This is a genomic window from Ideonella flava (genome assembly GCF_051857595.1).
GTDB lineage: Bacteria > Pseudomonadota > Gammaproteobacteria > Burkholderiales > Burkholderiaceae_C > Ideonella.
In genome coordinates this window covers 198,082-213,566 of the sequence record NZ_JBPZHD010000006.1, presented here as the reverse complement: position 1 = coordinate 213,566, position 15,485 = coordinate 198,082, and the positions used below count along the sequence as shown (strand labels likewise).

Here is a 15,485-nt window from a genome sequence, read left to right as displayed (position 1 = left end):
GGCCGGGGATCGCGGCGATGAGGTCGCGCCCCGTCGTCCGCTTCGGCATCGTCGGAACGGGCCGCATGGCCGTGAGGATGGCGCAGTCGCTGTCCTTGCTCGAAGGCGGGCAGGTCGTGGCCGTCGCCAGTGGCTCGTCGGAGCGCGCGAAGCGCTTCGCCGAGGCCTTCGGCATCCCCCGGGCCCATGGGTCCGTCGCTGCCCTGCTGGCGGACGAATCGGTCGACGCGGTCTACGTGGCCAACGCCACGGCCGAGCATGCGGGCACCACCCTGCTCGCCTTGAAGGCCGGCAAGTCCGTGCTCTGCGAAAAGCCGCTCGCCACCAGCGCCGGCGAGAGCCTGGAGATCGAGTCGGCCGCCCGCGACAGCGGGTGCCTCGTCATGGAGGCGATGTGGACGCTTTTCCTGCCGGCGTACCAACGCTTCTCGCAGCTCGTGGCATCGCAACGCGGCACCGGGCCGCTGCACCTCTACGCCGACTTCGGCTATCCGATCTCGCCCGGTGAGCAGCCACGGCTCGTCACGCCGGGTCCGGGCGCGGGCGTCCTGCTCGATCGCGGCGTCTATCCGCTCGCCCTCGCGCTGAAGCTTTTCGGCGCGGTCAGCCGGATCGACGGCTGTGTCAACCTCACGGTGGACGGCGTCGACGAGCACGCCGCGCTGCAGCTGCTGCACGAAGCGGGGGATGTGTCGCAGATCGCGGTTTCGTTGCGCGTGCTGCTTCAGAACCGCGCCGCCGTGTCATTTGCCGCCGGCCGGGTAGAGCTCGAGCCACCTGTCATAGGCGCCGAGTCCCTCAGGAGCTTCGCCCACCGTCCCGCCGGCCCTGCCGCTGATCCGCTGACTGGGGCGGGCATGAAGGCCGGCCTGGGCAACGCCTTGCGACGCCGGCCCGAATTGCGACGCCTCAACAGGCTGCGCCAGCGAGGTCACGTCGAACACCAGTCGTACGGCGCCGATCCGTTCTTGCCGATGCTGGTTCACTTCTGCGAGCAGCTGCGCGCCGAGAAGAGCGCCAGCGAGGTGATGCCGCCAGCGCTGTCGACGGCCGTGCTGAACCTGGTCGATCGCGCGCGGGCACTGACTGGCAGCCGCCAGCCGGAGGCCCCATCCATGCTGAACTCCGAAGAACGCCGAGGAGCCTCTTGAAGATCGCCTACCTGCTCAACTCCTATCCGATGACCAGCACGACCTTCATCCGGCGGGAGATCGAAGCCCTGGAGCGGCTCGGGCTGGAAATCCGGCGTTATGCGGTGCGCCACTGGGACCAGCCGCTCGTCGAGCCGCTGGACATGGCCGAGCAGCAAAAGACGCACTACCTGCTGACAGGCAATGCGGGCCGGCTGATTGCAGCCTTCTTCCTCGAGCTGCTGTCCAATCCCGCCGGCCTGGCGCGCGGTATCGGCCTGTGGCTGCGCCTGTGCGTCAACCAGGGCGAGTTCTCGCCGAGGATGGTCGCCTACCTCCTTCAGGCAGCCTACCTCAGGCGAAAGACGAGGGCCGAAGGCATCACGCACGTGCATGCGCATTTCGCGACCAACGCGTCGAGCGTGGCCATGCTCTCGCGGGCGATGGGTGGACCGAGCTACAGCTTCACTTCGCACGGGCCCGACGAGTTCGTCGACCCCGGTGCCATCAGCATGAAGCTGAAGGTCGAGCGCGCAGCCTTCGTGGTGGCCATTTCGCACTTCTGCCGCGTGCAGCTGGTGCGCTTCAGCAGCATGGCGTGCTGGAACAAGATCTTCATTTCCCGCTGCGGCTTGCAGATGGACGAGTTCCAGCCCAGCTTCGACTTCGACCCGGGCAACCAGGATTTCGTCTGCGTGGGCCGGCTGTGCCCGCAGAAGGGCCAGTTGCTCATCCCCCGGGCGATGGCGACGCTGCGCGAAGAGTTCCCCGGCCTGCGGGTGCACTTCGTGGGGGACGGCGAGTCGCGCGCCGAGCTGGAGCAGGCCATCGCAGACTGCGGAGTCGAGCAGCAGGTGGTCCTGCACGGCTGGCAGGGCAGCGCCTTCGTCAAGCAGATGCTGGCGAGCAGCCGGGCGCTGCTGCTGCCGAGCTTTGCCGAGGGGCTTCCGGTCGTCATCATGGAAGCCTTTGCGCTCGGCCGCCCGGTGCTGTCGACCTTCATCGCCGGCATCCCCGAGCTGGTGGACGATCGCTGCGGCTGGATCTTTCCCGCGGGCTCGACCGAAGACCTGGCCAAGGCCATGCGTGAAGCGCTGAGGGCCTCGCCGAAGGAGCTCGAGCAGAAAGGCCGCGAAGGCCGGTCCCGCGTGGAACGGTTCCACGACCTGCAAGCCCTTTCCGGTGGCCTGTACGGGCAGTTCACGGCCCTCCCGTGAGGGCGGCCGGGGCCGGGGGCGATCCAGCGTCCGGTTCATCCGCCGAATCCGACATCCGGTCGCGCCGTGGCGCGGTTCGTCCACTTCCGGATCGCGCCATCGGCCGGATCCCGCTAGGGTGGGGGCCTCCTATCGGGTGCCCCCGCGCCCGACCGGCCGATGAACTGGCGCCGCAACCCGCGGCGCCTTTTGCTTGATGGAAAGCCGCGCCCTGATGAAAACCCTGAGACTGACGACCGCCGCTGCGCTCGTCCAATTGGCCATGTGCACTTTCGCCACCGCCGCCCCCACCTCGGGCCTCGACCAGCCGGGCTTCGACCCCGCCGTGCGAGCGCAGGATGACCTGTTCCGCGCCGCCAACGGCAACTGGATCAAGACGACCGAGATCCCGGCCGACAAGCCCGAGTACGGCACCTTCATCCTGCTGCGCGACCTGTCCGACGAGCGGGTGCGCACCATCGTCGACAGCCTGAAGAGCAAGCAGCTCACGCCGGGCACCGTCGAGCACAAGGTGGGCGCCTTCTACGCCACCTACCTCGACACCGCCGCCATCGACAAGGCCGGCTTCGCGCCCGCCAAGCCGCTGCTGGCCGAGATCGACGCCATCAAGACGCCAAAGGATCTGGCGCGCTGGATGGGCTCGGTGCAGGGGCGCCTGGAGACGCCGGTGCAGCTGTACGTGATGGCGGATTTCAAGAACCCGACCATGAACCAGGCCCTGACCTGGCAGGGCGGCCTCGGCATGCCCGACCGCGACTACTACCTGAAGAAGGACGACGAGCGCCTGTCCAAGGCCCGTGCCGCCTACGAGACCTACCTCACCACGCTGGCCACGCTCGCCGGCATGAAGGAGCCGGCCGCGATCGCCAAGCGCGTGATGGCCATCGAGGAGCGAATCGCCGAGGCCCACTGGGACAAGGTCGAGAACCGCAACCCGGTCAAGATCTACAACCCGATGACCGTGGCCGAGCTGGAAAAGGCCGCGCCCGGGATCGACTGGAAGACCTTCCTGCAGGCCGCGAGCCTGGCGCAGGTCGAAAGGCTGTCGATCTCCCAGCCGAGCGAGGTGACCGCGGTGGCCAAGATGTACGCCGAGGTGCCGCTGGAGGACTGGAAGCTGTACTTCAAGCTGCATGCGCTGGACGATGCCGCCCCGGTGCTGCCCCAGGCCTTCCGCGACGCACGCTTCGCCTTCCGCGGCACGGCCCTGACCGGCGCCAAGGAGCAGAAGCCGCGCTGGCAGCAGGCCATCACCGAGCTCAACGGCGCGCTGGGCGAGGCGGTCGGCCAGCTTTACGTGGCCCAGTACTTCCCGCCCGAGTACAAGGCCCGCATGCAGGCCCTGGTGGGCAACCTGCTGGCCGCCTACAAGGACTCGATCGACGGCCTGAGCTGGATGACGCCGGCCACCAAGGCCCAGGCCCAGGACAAGCTGGCCAAGTACATGACCAAGATCGGCTACCCCGACAAGTGGCGTGACTACGGCAAGCTCGAGGTGAAGGCCGGCGATGCCATCGGCAACACCCAGCGGGCCGCCCGCTTCGAGTGGAACCGCATCGCCGCCAAGGCCGGCAAGCCGGTGGACCGCACCGAGTGGGGCATGACGCCGCAGACGGTCAACGCCTACTACAACCCGAGCCTGAACGAGATCGTCTTCCCGGCGGCGATCCTGCAGCCGCCGTTCTTCGACATGGCCGCTGACGACGCCACCAACTACGGTGCCATCGGCGCGGTCATCGGGCACGAGATCAGCCACGGCTTCGACGACCAGGGCAGCCAGTTCGACGGCAACGGCGTGCTGCGCAACTGGTGGACGGACGACGACCGCAAGGCCTTCGAGGCGGTGGGCGCCAAGCTGGTCGCGCAGTACGAGACCTACGAGCCCCTGCCCGGCAAGCACCTGAACGGCAAGCTCACGCTGGGCGAGAACATCGCGGATCTTTCCGGCCTGCAGATCGCCTACAAGGCGTACAGGCGCTCGCTCAACGGCCAGCCCGCCCCGGTGATCGCCGGCTTCACCGGCGACCAGCGCTTCTTCCTCGGCTGGTCGCAGGCCTGGCGCGAGAAAGTGCGCGAAGAACGCTCGCTGCAGCTGCTGACCATGGACCCGCACTCGCCGCCCGAATTCCGCGCCAACGGCGCCGCGGTCAACCACGACGGCTTCCACCAGGCCTTCGGCACCAAGCCGGGCGACAAGATGTTCAAGGCGCCGGAGGAGCGCATCCGCATCTGGTAAGTCGCAGGCGCTTTTCCTGACTCGCAGGCCGGCTCGTCCGGCCTGCGCCGTTTCAGGCTGGCGACCAAGGCCCCGGCAAGACGCACCATCGAGCCAGTTCGGCCGGCCGATCGATCAGGTAGCGGGGCGCTTCGGCCCGCAGTTCATCCAGGCTGCCGTGGCCCCACAACACGCCGGCGGCGGCCAGGCCATTGCGATGCGCGGCGATCATGTCGACAGCGCGGTCGCCGACCATCACGGCACCGGAGCCCACCCGCCCCTGCTCGCGCAAGGTGGCGATCTGCTGCCACTTCTGCAGGCCGATTTCCCCGCCACTGACGAAGCGGAACAGCCCGTCCAATCCGAACAACGCGAGGATCTTGCAAGCGAAGTCACGCCGCTTCGAGGTGCACAAGCCCAGTGGCAAGCCGGCGTCGCACAAGGCCTGGAGCGCCTGAGGGATGCCGTCGTACAGCGTGTTCTCGGCATAGCCGATGTCGCCGTAACGCTCGCGGTAGGCGGCGATCAGGCTGCGGATGGTCGCGTCATCGTCGCGGCCCGTCATGGCACGAAAACCTTCGTCCAGCGGCGGCCCGATGTAGGGCGAGACCTCGCCCTCGGCCAGGGGCGCGAAGCCGTGGCGCTCGAGGGCGAAGTTGATGGAGCGGCCAATGCCGACCGCCGGGTCGCTGAGCGTGCCGTCGAGGTCGAAAAGGATCAGGTCATGTGACATGGCGGGTCAGTATGCCGGGGCCGGTGCCACCTCAAAGCTTGTGTTCCCAGCTCAGGCGGACCGCCGTGCCGGTGCGCAAGGATTCTGTCTGCCGATAGCTCAGGCCCTCGGCATCCACGCGTGCGCCGGTGACCTCGCCCTGGTGGAGCAGGTTGTTCAACGCCAGCTTCCACTGGTTGGCCGCATCGGGCTTCCACTGCGCGTACAAGTCGAGCAGTCGCTTGATGGGTTGGCGGCCCCAACGCATGGCGGACTGCCGCACGAGGCCGCCCTCCTGGAGGTTGAAGTTGCCCCCGGCCGACCAGGCGCCGTCCGGACGGTAGTCCGCCCCCAGGTTCAGCACCGCCGGCGTCTGGCGCGCCAGCCGGTTGTCCGGCCCGGGAACCGCATCCACCCGGGATTCGTTCCAGCCCAGGTTGCCTCGCAGCTCCAGGGGCGGCGCCTCGGACCAGCGCTTGCGCAGGTCCAGCCGCCCTTCGAGCTCGATGCCCCAGACGCGGGCCACCCCCTGGTTGGCGCGCCGCTGCACCCACGAGCCCCCCTGCAGGATCAGCTCGTCCAGGATGACGTCGGCGATGCGCTTGACGTAGGCGGAGATGTTGACGAGACCGGCCTTGCCGAGCGGATGCTCGTAGGACGCATCCAGGCCCCAGGCCAGCTCGGGCCGCAGGTGGGGATTGCCTTGTTGGTCGGGCGTGGTCGGGCTGTTCTCGTTGGCGACGAAGCGGCGCGCGAGCAGGTCGCGCGGGGTCGGCGCCTTGTAGGTGCGGCCCAGGCCGACGCGGACCTGGTCCTTGCTGTCCGGCAGTTGCCAGACCGAACGCAGGACGGGGCTGAAGACACTCGTGGTGCGGGCGACGTGGTCGTCCACCACGCCCTTGCCGTCGCTCACCGTGCGCAGGCCCTCCCAACGCAGGCCGAGCGACGCCGTCCAGTCGGCATCGATGCGCCACTCGTCCTGGGCGAACAGCGCCAGCCGGCCCACGTCGGCCCGGTAGACCTCGTCGAGGTTCTCGGCCGGAAGGCCACCGTCGATCTCGCGCTCGCGCTGGATGCGGTTCTCGTCACGCTGGTTGTAGGCCCCGTCCCACCCGAAGAGCACGGCATGGTCCTCGCCGATGGGCTGGAGGTATTTGCCCGCGGCGCCATAGCCCTGGTCGATGGCCAATGAGTGCACGTGCTCGTCGCGCAGATACCGGCCCTCGGGGCTCCATCCGTCGAAGTCGGCCTCGCCCAGGCTGCGCAGGTAGGTGCCGTTCAACTTGGCTTCCAGCTGCGCGCCATCCTCGAGCTTGCGGGTCCAGCCCAGCCTTCCGCGCCACAGCACGGCATCGATCCGGGCCCGCAGGTCGTCACGCCCGAACACCGGCTCGTCGCCCAGGCTGCTGGTTCGCTCGTCCAGGGCGCCAAAGTGGCTGCGGCGCAGGCGCAGCAGGTGGTCGGTCGAGACGCTGTCCGCGTCGCCCGGCGACCAGCTCAGGCGCGGCGTGAGGTTCAGGCTCTCGGTGCGGTCGTACTCGCGCTTGTCCGTCGTGTAGGCCTGGACCGGCGCGCCCGCGGAGTCGGTGACGCGCAGGTCCAGGCGCATCGGCCAGACCTGGTCCTCCATCGTCGCCCCCAGGCCCACGCCCCAGGCCCAGTGGCCGTCGCGGTCGGCGTACTGGCCCTCGACCCCGGCGCCGGGCCGCTCCAGCGCGCGTCCGCCGCTGAACTTGACATCAGACTGGGGCTGGCGCGCGACACGGCGCAGCACGATGTTCACGCTGCCCGCAATGGCCTGCGCGCTCTGGTCCACGTTCGGGCTGCGTGAGACCTCGACCCGCTCGATGAGCTCGGGCGACAGCGATTCGAGCGAGAAGCCCGGCGGCACCGGTTCGCCGTTGAGCAAGAGCTGGGTGTAGCCCCCGCCCAGGCCCGACATGCGGATCTCCGCACCGCGGCCTTGCGTCGTGGTGACGCTGATGCCCGGCACACGGCGCAGCGCGTCGGCCAGGTTGGTGTCGCCCTGCCGGATCAGGTCCTCTCGCCTGACCACCAGCGTGGCGCCGATCGAGGCCCGGCGATCTTCCAGTGCGCTCTGGCCCTGGACCTCGACCCGCTGCACGCCTGACGGCGGCTCGGCGGCGTGAGCGGCGGACAGCGAAGGAAGGACGGCCAGCAGGCTGGGGAAAAAGGGCAGGCGGCTCATGCTGATCAGTCAGCCCAACGGGCTCGTTATGGAGCCGCCATTGGAGAGGACCGCTGCAAGAATGGTCAATCTTGATCGACTCGATCAACCCATGAAAAACCACACTGCCCGGCCCCCGGCGCCGCCCATCTCCGGTTCGGTCCGCCTCCTCAGCGCGACCGAGGCCGCACGCCAGCTGGGCGTGACGAAGGCCACGCTTTACGCCTACGCCAGCCGCGGCCTGCTGCAAGCGGTGGCCGACATCGCCAACCCCCGCGCCAGCCGCTACTCGAGCTTCGAGGTCGAGCAGCTCGCGCTGCGCCGCAGGCACGGACGACGCCGCGAAGAGCACTCCCGGGCCGCGCTGGTCCAGGGCTGGCCGGTGCTCGACACCAGGCTTTCGGGCATCGTGGATGGCCAACTGGTCTATCGCGGACGCAACGCGGTCGACATGTCACGCGAGTGCAGTCTCGAGGACGTCGCCCGGTGGCTCTGGCAGTTCGATCCGCATGATCCCTTCGACGCCGAAGTGCCGGTGCTTTCCTCCGAGTGGCTGAGTGCAGCAGCGCGCGGGGCAAGCCAGCCTTTGGCCGAGCGCACGATGGCGCGCTTCGCCACGGCCTTGGCAGAGTGCGAACTCCCGTCGTGGCTGCCCGAGGGCCCGGCGCTGGCCCACGCTTGCGGACAGCACCTGCGCCTGGTCGTGGCCAGCTTTCTCGGCCGGCTGCCCTCGGCCGAGCCGGTGTCCGAGCAGTTCGCTCGCGCCTGGGGCTTGCCTCCCGCCGCTGCCGAGCTGCTGCGCAGGGGAATGGTGCTCGCCGCGGAGCACGAGATGAATCTCATCGGCTTCACGGCGCGTCAGCTGAGCTCCGTGGGTGCGTCGCTGGGGGCATCCTTGTTGGGTGCGCTGTGCTATCTCAGCGCCAGCTTCAATGGGGGCGACACGGTGCGCGTGGAAGCGCTATGGGACGAAGTCCTTCCGCAACCCGACCTGCGGGCAGCGCTCGCCGCACGCCTGTCCCACGCCGATTCCATCCCCGGCTTCAACCACCACTACTACCCCGCGGGCGACCCGCGCGGTGCGGCGCTTCTGCAAGCCTGTGCCGAGTGGGGCGCGCCCGCCCCGCCCATCGCCGAGGAGGTGGAGCGCCTGACCGGCTGGAAACCCTCGCTGGACTTCGGCCTCGTCGCCCTGCGGCGTGCCGTCGGCGCGCCACGCGACGCCGCGATGACCCTGCTGATGGCCGCCCGCACCGTCGGAATCCTGGCCCACATCCTCGAACAACGCCGCCACGGCTCCCGCATGGTCGTCCGCGCCCGCTACACCCCTCCTTGACCCACGCGTTCGCGCCGCCCCCTTCCATGGGCGTGCGCGGATCCGGCTTTGCCGGTCCGCTGCGCGAGCCCCCTCGGGGGGAAGCCCCCGGGAGGGGGCGTGGGGGTCAGGGCCTATACAGCTTGATTTCCTTGTTCCAGCGGTACAGCGTCGTCGGGCTGTTCACGTAGACGTGCATCTCGACCGTGTGGTTGCCCAGCGCCACGCTGGTGAAGGTCTGGTAGTTCGCCACCTGGTAGCCACCGCCGGCGCGGATGATGGCGTTGTACGGGCAGTTGACGTAGCCGCCGTCGACCATGAGGCAGATGGCCACCGCGTTTTCGCTGCCGATGGCGGCGATCTGTGCGTTGAAGTTGCCGGCCACGGTGCAGCCGGCCGTGTTGGCGCAGTTCAGCGTGAGCGTGGTGCCCACCACGTTGAAGCCGGCCGCGAGTGCCGAGCCCGGAGCGTCGGTGTCGAAATAGGTCTTCTGCAGCTTGTGCGAAGTGCTGATGGCATCGCCGGAAATCTTGCCAGCCTTCACACCGGCGGCATCGCTGGCGGCATGGGCGCTGAACGAAAGGGCGGCGGCCGCGGCAGCGGCCAGGGTGAGCTTGAACAGATGTGACACAGTTGACTCCTCGTCGTGCTGAAGGGCTTGCCCTCGAGGCGATTGCAGAGGGCGTTCGCATTCTTCGGAGTCCGGTGTCCCCGCGACACCCCGCACCCCGAGGGGGGTACGTCACTTATTCGTGGGGCGTATGCACCCCAAGAACGAGGATTGCGCCTGTCTCTTCAGGCGGCCTCGAGGGCGGCAGGAGCCGAGGTGCGGATGAGGTGGTCGAAGGCCCCCAGCGCGGCCTTCGCCCCGTCGCCGGCGGCGATGATGATCTGCTTGTAGGGCACCGTGGTCGCGTCGCCTGCCGCGAACACGCCCGGCACGCTCGTCGCGCCCTTCGCGTCGACGACGATCTCGCCGTGCCGCGAAAGCTCCACCGTGCCCTTGAGCCACTCGGTGTTGGGCACCAGGCCGATCTGCACGAACACGCCGGCCAGCTCGACCAGGCGCTCTTCGCCCGTCGCACGATCCTGGTAGCGCAGGCCGGTGACCTTCTGGCCATCGCCCACGATCTCGGTCGTCTGGGCATTGACGATGATGGTCACGTTCGACAGGCTGCGCGCCTTGTCGACCAGCACCGCATCCGCCTTCAGCGCGGTGCCGAACTCGATCAGCGTGACGTGCTCGACGATGCCGGCCAGGTCGATCGCCGCCTCCACGCCGGAATTGCCGCCGCCGATCACGGCGGTGCGCTTGCCCTTGTAGAGCGGGCCGTCACAGTGCGGGCAGTACGCAACGCCCTTGTTCTTGTACTCGGCCTCGCCGGGCACGTTGACGTTGCGCCAGCGGGCGCCGGTGGCCAGGATCACCGTCTTTCCCTTGAGCACCGCGCCGTTCTCCAGCGTGATGCTGACCGGCTCCCGGTCCGAAGCCGGCTGCAGCTTCACGGCACGCTGGCCGTTCATCAGGTCGACCCCGTACGCGCTGGCGTGCGCCTCGAGCGCGGCCGCGAACTGCGGGCCCTGGGTCTCGAGCACCGAGATGTAGTTCTCGATGCCCAGCGTGTCCAGCGTCTGGCCACCCATGCGTTCGCCGGCAATGCCGGTCTTGATGCCCTTGCGCGCGGCGTACACGGCCGCGGCCGCTCCGGCCGGGCCGCCACCGATGATCAGCACGTCGAAGACATCCTTCTTCGCCAGCTTGGCGGCATCGCGCGCCGCGGCGCCGGTGTCCACCTTGGCGAGGATCTCGTGGACCTCCATGCGGCCCGAGCCGAAGGGCTGGCCGTTGAGGAAGACCATGGGCACGGCCATGATCTGGCGCTGCTCGACCTCGTCCTGGAACAGGCCGCCGTCGACCGCCACGTGGCGGATGCGCGGGTTCAGCACGGCCATGAGGTTCAGGGCCTGCACCACGTCCGGGCAGTTGTGGCAGGTCAGCGACATGTAGGTCTCGAAGACGAAGTCGCCCTCGAGGTCGCGGATCTGTTCGATGACTTCCTGCTCGACCTTGGGCGGATGGCCACCCGCTTGCAGCAGCGCCAGCACGAGCGAGGTGAACTCATGGCCCATCGGGATGGCGGCAAAGCGCACGCCGATGTCGGCGCCCACGGGGCTGATCGAGAAGGACGGGCGGCGCGCATCCTGGCCGTCGAAGCGGGCGCTGATCTTCGCCGGCGCCAGGGCGGCGATCTCCACCAGAAGCTCGCGCATCTCCTGCGAGGCGGGGCGATCATCGAGGCTCGCCACGAGCTCGATGGGCCGGGTGATGCGCTCGAAATAGGCGCTGAGCTGGGTCTGGGTGTTGGCGTCCAACATGGCGGGTCCTTTCGGGTTCTGTTCAGGCGTGGTCAGGAAGACCCCGTTGAAAGCACCCGACGAGCCCGGGAGGCTTTCAACCGGATCCGGCCCGGCGGTCGAAAAGGGCCGGCACGAGGCCGGCCCGGCTTTTCGTCACGTGAAGGTCAGATCTTTCCGACCAGGTCCAGCGACGGGGTCAGCGTCTTGGCGCCTTCGTTCCACTTGGCCGGGCAGACCTGGCCCGGGTTCTTGGCGACGTACTGCGCGGCCTTGAGCTTGCGCAGGGTCTCCTTGACGTCACGGGCGATGGCGTTGTCGTGCACTTCCAGCGTCTTGATCACGCCTTCGGGGTTGATGATGAAGGTGCCGCGCAGGGCCAGGCCTTCTTCGGGGATGTGCACGCCAAAAGCATTGGTCAGGGCGTGCGTCGGGTCGCCGACCAGGGGGAAGCGGGCCTTGCCGACCGCCGGCGAGGTCTCGTGCCAGACCTTGTGCGAGAAATGCGTGTCGGTGGTGACGATGTAGACCTCGGCGCCGGCCTTCTGGAACTCGGCATAGTTGTCGGCGGCGTCCTCGACTTCCGTCGGGCAGTTGAAGGTGAAGGCGGCCGGCATGAAGATCAGGACCGACCACTTGCCCTGGAGCGACTGCTCCGTGACCTCGATGAACTTGCCGTTCAGGAAGGCCTGGGTCTTGAAGGGTTGGACTTGCGTGTTGATCAGCGACATGCTGGTGATTCCTCTTGTGAAGCAAGGGTTGGAGGGGATGGATGGATGTTATGTGCAGCGCAGCATTAGCGTGATTGATTGATCCGATTCTTCTGATTGCGAGAGGCTATTGAAAGATCTTCCCGACCTTCTTCCTGCCACCTGTCCCCGCTGCGGGGAGTCGTTTGGCTGCGGCGCAGCGAGCGAGAAGCCGTGCGTCTGTACACGGATTCGGCTGACCGACACCCTGAGAGCGCAGTTGCGCGAACGCTACAGTGGCTGCCTGTGCCCGCGATGCCTCGTGGCGCTGGGCGGGCTGTCGCTGGATGGCACTGTTCCCGGTCCAGAGGACGTCCCGGCGCGCTGAACGAAGTTCAAGCAGCCCACCCGCCGGCCGATAAGCCGTCAACCACCAGCCCTGAGCCTGGTGCCTGTCTTCGACCGTCCTTGACTGCCACTCCTCCTCCCGTTTCGCCGGCCGCTGTCCTGGGGCGTGGGCAGCCGCCGCTTTCCGGCGCACCCGCGGCCGGTGCGTCCCGCTGGCTGCGCGCCTTGCTCACCCTGGTGACGGCCGTCCTGGTGCTCGCCGCCTGGGGTTTCGTGGCCGTGACCGATGGCCTGGCCAACGCCAGCGCGGGCGACGCGGAAGCCCTCAACCTGGCCGGACACCAGGTCGTGCTGGCCGAGCGCCTCGCCTCGACGGCCACCGCTGCCGGCAACGGCACCGACCCGGGCCTGCCTTTGGAGCAGACCCTGCGGAGCATGCTCGACGATGCCGTGCGGCTGTACGAGCTGCGCGGCGTCTGGGCCGGCCGTGACGACGACCCCGAGCACTGGACCGCCCGCCGCGAGCGCCTCTGGGCCGCCGCACAGTCGCTGCAGATGGCCTGTGAGCGAGGCGAGACGGCCCTGGCGCCGTACGTCGAGCGGGTCGAGCGGGAGGCGACGCAGTTCATCACCGCCATGGAACAGGCGACCGGCGAGCTGCAACGCCTGGCCGAGGCGCGGCAGCACGACACCCGCCACACTTACGCCGTGCTGGTGGCGCTGCTGGCCCTGGGGGTGGCCACGATGCTGTGGGGCCTGGGCGAACCGCTGGCGCGCCGCATCCAGCGCCACCACGACCAGCTGGCCGGCCAGGCCCAGCAACTGGAGCGACTGGCGATGGTCGCGGGCCGCACGCAGAACGGCGTCGTCATCACCGACGCCCAGGGTCTCCTCGTCTGGGCCAACGAGGCCTTCAGCCGCGTCACCGGCTACAGCCTGGAAGAAGCGCGTGGGATCAAGCCCGCCGCGCTGCTGCAATTCGAGGGCACGGACCGCACGACGGCCGCTGCCATCGAACGCGCGGTGGCCTGCGGCGAGCCGGTCCGGGTGGAGATCGTCAACCGGGGCAAGCACGGACGCAGCTTCTGGGTCGACCTGGATATCCAGCCCCTGCGCGACGAGGCCGGCCGCCTGACCGGCTTCATCCAGGTCACCACCGACATCACGGCGCAGGTCGAAAGGCGCGACTACCTCGACGCCATCGTGCGCGCCCTGCCTGCGGGCCTGCTGGTGCGCGATGCCGAAGGGCGCGTCGTCGATGCGAATCTCAAGGCCGAGCAGCTGCTGGGCCGGCCCCGGGAGCAGCTCATCGGCCTGGCGAACGAAGACCTGTCGTGGGCCGGCGAACGCGAGGACGGCAGCCTGCTGCCGCCCGAGGAAATGCCGGCGCTGGTCACCCTGCGCACCGGGCAGCCGCTGGAGGATCGCCCGGTCGGCGTGCGCACGGCCGATGGCCGCCGGCGGTGGCTGCGGGTCAACACGCAGATCCTGCCCGGCCCGGACGGTGCCACGCACGGCGTGGTCTCGTGCTTCCTCGACGAGACCGAAGTGCGTGCCCAGCGCAACCTGCTGCAGACCACCATCGACGGTGCCGGCGTGGGCACCTGGGACTGGGACATGGTCACCGGCCGCATCGACTACAACGACCGCTGGGCGCGCATGCTGGGCTTCGAGCAGGACGAGGTCCCGCGCACCGTCGAAGGGTGGCAAGACCTCGTCCATCCGGACGACGGCGTCGCGGCGCGGGTCGCGTTGCATGCCCACCTGGCCGATCCGCAGCAACCCTATCGGACCGAGTTCCGCATGCGACACCGCGGCGGGGACTGGAGATGGGTGCTGGCCGCCGGCGCGGTGATCGAGCGTGCCCCCGATGGCCGCGGTCGTCGCATGGCCGGCGTGCATGTTGACATCGATGCGCGCAAGCGCCTGGAGCAGGCGCTGTCGGATGCGGCGCTCACCGACGCGCTGACCCAGTTGCCCAACCGCGCCGGCATCCAGCAGGCGCTGGCACGCTGCGTCACGCGGGTCCACCGGCAGCCAGGCGAAGGCTTCTCGGTGCTGTTCATGGATTTCGACCGCTTCAAGCTGGTCAACGACAGCCTCGGCCACGAAGCGGGCGACGAGCTGCTGCGCCAGATCGCCGCGCGGGTGAAGCAGACCCTGAGGCCGGGGGACGACGTGGCCCGGGTGGCCGAGATGGGAGCGGCGGCCCGCGGCCTCGACGTGGCGGGCCGCCTCGGTGGCGACGAGTTCGTGGTGCTGCTGGAGCGCATCGGCCAGCCGGCCGACGCCACCCGCATCGCGCAGCGCCTGCTCGATGCCCTGGCCGCGCCCTACGAGCTGGCCGGCCGGCCGGTGCAGTCCAGCGTGTCGATCGGCATCGTCACCAGCGACGTCTCGTCGGCCAGCGTCGAATCGGTGCTGCGCGACGCCGACACCGCGATGTACGAGGCCAAGCGACGCGGCCGCGGCCGATACGTCGTCTTCGACCCCGAGATGCACCGCCGCATCCGCGACGCGATGGATCTCGAGGCCGACCTGCGCCAGGCCCTGGCGCGGGACGAGATCTACGTGGTCTACCAGCCCATCGTGGCCTTGGCGCAGCGAAGGCCGGTCGGGCTGGAGGCTCTGGCACGCTGGCACCACCCGACCCGAGGGCTGGTTTCACCGGCCGAGTTCGTGCCCCTGGCGGAGGAGGCCGGGCTGATCGAGGCGCTGGGCGAACTCGTGCTGAGACAGGCCTGCCGCGAGCTCGCGTCGTGGCAGCGACGGCTGGGACCGGCGGCGCCGCGCACGGTCGCGGTCAACCTCAGCCGCGCCCAGCTGCGCCCCGGCCTGCTGGCCGGCACCGTGAGCGCCGCGCTGGCCGACGCCGGGTTGTCGCCCGCCGCGCTCCGCCTGGAGATCACCGAGACCCTGGCCATGCAGGGAGAGGCGGCGCTCGCCGTGCTGGGAGAGCTCCGCGCGATGGGAGTCAGCCTGGCGCTGGACGACTTCGGCACCGGCTATTCCTCGCTGGCTTCGCTCGACCAGCTGCCGATAGACACCGTCAAGATCGACCGCGCGTTCGTGGCCAAGATGGTTCACAACCGCTACCAGATGGCGCTGGTGAAGTCGACCGTGCAGGTGGCCGATTCGCTGGCGCTGAAGGTCGTGGCCGAAGGGGTCGAGACCGAAGCGCAGGCCTGCGCGCTGGCCGCGCTCGGCTGCCACGCGGCGCAGGGCTACCTCTTCGGCAAGCCCATGCCCGCCGAGGAGTTCGTCGCCTGGTGGACGGCGAAGGACGCCCTCGCCGCCCTGCCGGCGGCCTGAGCCG

Annotated in this window: 11 protein-coding genes; 6 read left to right on the top strand and 5 right to left on the bottom strand. The window is 69.2% G+C overall.

Annotated features, from left to right (window positions below):
- The first annotated feature begins 17 nt into the window (after positions 1 to 17).
- The 3 genes from ACS5PM_RS14755 (at position 18) to ACS5PM_RS14745 (ending at position 4,583) form a co-directional block, all read left to right on the top strand.
- Positions 18 to 1,151 (top strand): Gfo/Idh/MocA family protein, encoded by a 1,134-nt coding sequence (locus tag ACS5PM_RS14755; protein ID WP_439388403.1) that lies wholly within the window; start codon positions 18 to 20, stop codon positions 1,149 to 1,151.
- A complete protein-coding gene (locus ACS5PM_RS14750; RefSeq protein ID WP_439388402.1) occupies positions 1,148 to 2,347 on the top strand; it encodes a glycosyltransferase family 4 protein in 1,200 nt (399 codons plus the stop codon). The genes ACS5PM_RS14755 and ACS5PM_RS14750 overlap by 4 nt, the downstream gene beginning before the upstream one ends.
- A 214-nt stretch (positions 2,348 to 2,561) precedes the next feature.
- Positions 2,562 to 4,583 (top strand): M13 family metallopeptidase, encoded by a 2,022-nt coding sequence (locus ACS5PM_RS14745; RefSeq protein ID WP_439388401.1) that lies wholly within the window; start codon positions 2,562 to 2,564, stop codon positions 4,581 to 4,583.
- Positions 4,584 to 4,635: 52 nt separating this feature from the next.
- Here the strand turns inward: ACS5PM_RS14745 and ACS5PM_RS14740 are convergent, their stop codons facing one another.
- Together ACS5PM_RS14740 and ACS5PM_RS14735 are read right to left on the bottom strand one after the other, a co-directional pair.
- Entirely contained in the window at positions 4,636 to 5,295 is a 660-nt protein-coding gene (locus ACS5PM_RS14740) for an HAD hydrolase-like protein (RefSeq protein ID WP_439388400.1), read from the bottom strand.
- Positions 5,296 to 5,326: 31 nt separating this feature from the next.
- Complete coding sequence (locus ACS5PM_RS14735) at positions 5,327 to 7,483, bottom strand: TonB-dependent receptor plug domain-containing protein (RefSeq protein WP_439388399.1); 2,157 nt, start codon at positions 7,481 to 7,483, stop codon at positions 5,327 to 5,329.
- 91 nt (positions 7,484 to 7,574) lie between these two features.
- On the opposite strand from ACS5PM_RS14735, the gene ACS5PM_RS14730 reads away from it, so the two are divergent.
- A complete protein-coding gene (locus ACS5PM_RS14730) occupies positions 7,575 to 8,798 on the top strand; it encodes a citrate synthase family protein (RefSeq protein ID WP_439388398.1) in 1,224 nt (407 codons plus the stop codon).
- A 106-nt stretch (positions 8,799 to 8,904) separates the two neighbouring features.
- Here ACS5PM_RS14730 and ACS5PM_RS14725 read toward each other — a convergent pair whose 3' ends face one another.
- From ACS5PM_RS14725 to ahpC, 3 genes are all read right to left on the bottom strand, one after another.
- Positions 8,905 to 9,408, bottom strand: coding sequence for a hypothetical protein (locus ACS5PM_RS14725; protein WP_439388397.1), 504 nt, complete (start codon positions 9,406 to 9,408; stop codon positions 8,905 to 8,907).
- Between the two features lie 164 nt (positions 9,409 to 9,572).
- Positions 9,573 to 11,153: an alkyl hydroperoxide reductase subunit F gene (gene ahpF / locus ACS5PM_RS14720; RefSeq protein WP_439388396.1), complete on the bottom strand. Its 1,581-nt coding sequence runs from the start codon at positions 11,151 to 11,153 to the stop codon at positions 9,573 to 9,575.
- Positions 11,154 to 11,299: 146 nt separating this feature from the next.
- A complete protein-coding gene (ahpC, locus tag ACS5PM_RS14715; RefSeq protein ID WP_439388395.1) occupies positions 11,300 to 11,863 on the bottom strand; it encodes an alkyl hydroperoxide reductase subunit C in 564 nt (187 codons plus the stop codon).
- Between the two features lie 109 nt (positions 11,864 to 11,972).
- Between ahpC and ACS5PM_RS14710 the strand changes: the two genes are divergently transcribed.
- Together ACS5PM_RS14710 and ACS5PM_RS14705 are read left to right on the top strand one after the other, a co-directional pair.
- Entirely contained in the window at positions 11,973 to 12,209 is a 237-nt protein-coding gene (locus ACS5PM_RS14710) for a cysteine-rich CWC family protein (protein WP_439388394.1), read from the top strand.
- Positions 12,210 to 12,289: 80 nt separating this feature from the next.
- Positions 12,290 to 15,481 (top strand): sensor domain-containing protein, encoded by a 3,192-nt coding sequence (locus ACS5PM_RS14705; protein ID WP_439388393.1) that lies wholly within the window; start codon positions 12,290 to 12,292, stop codon positions 15,479 to 15,481.
- Positions 15,482 to 15,485: the final 4 nt, after the last annotated feature.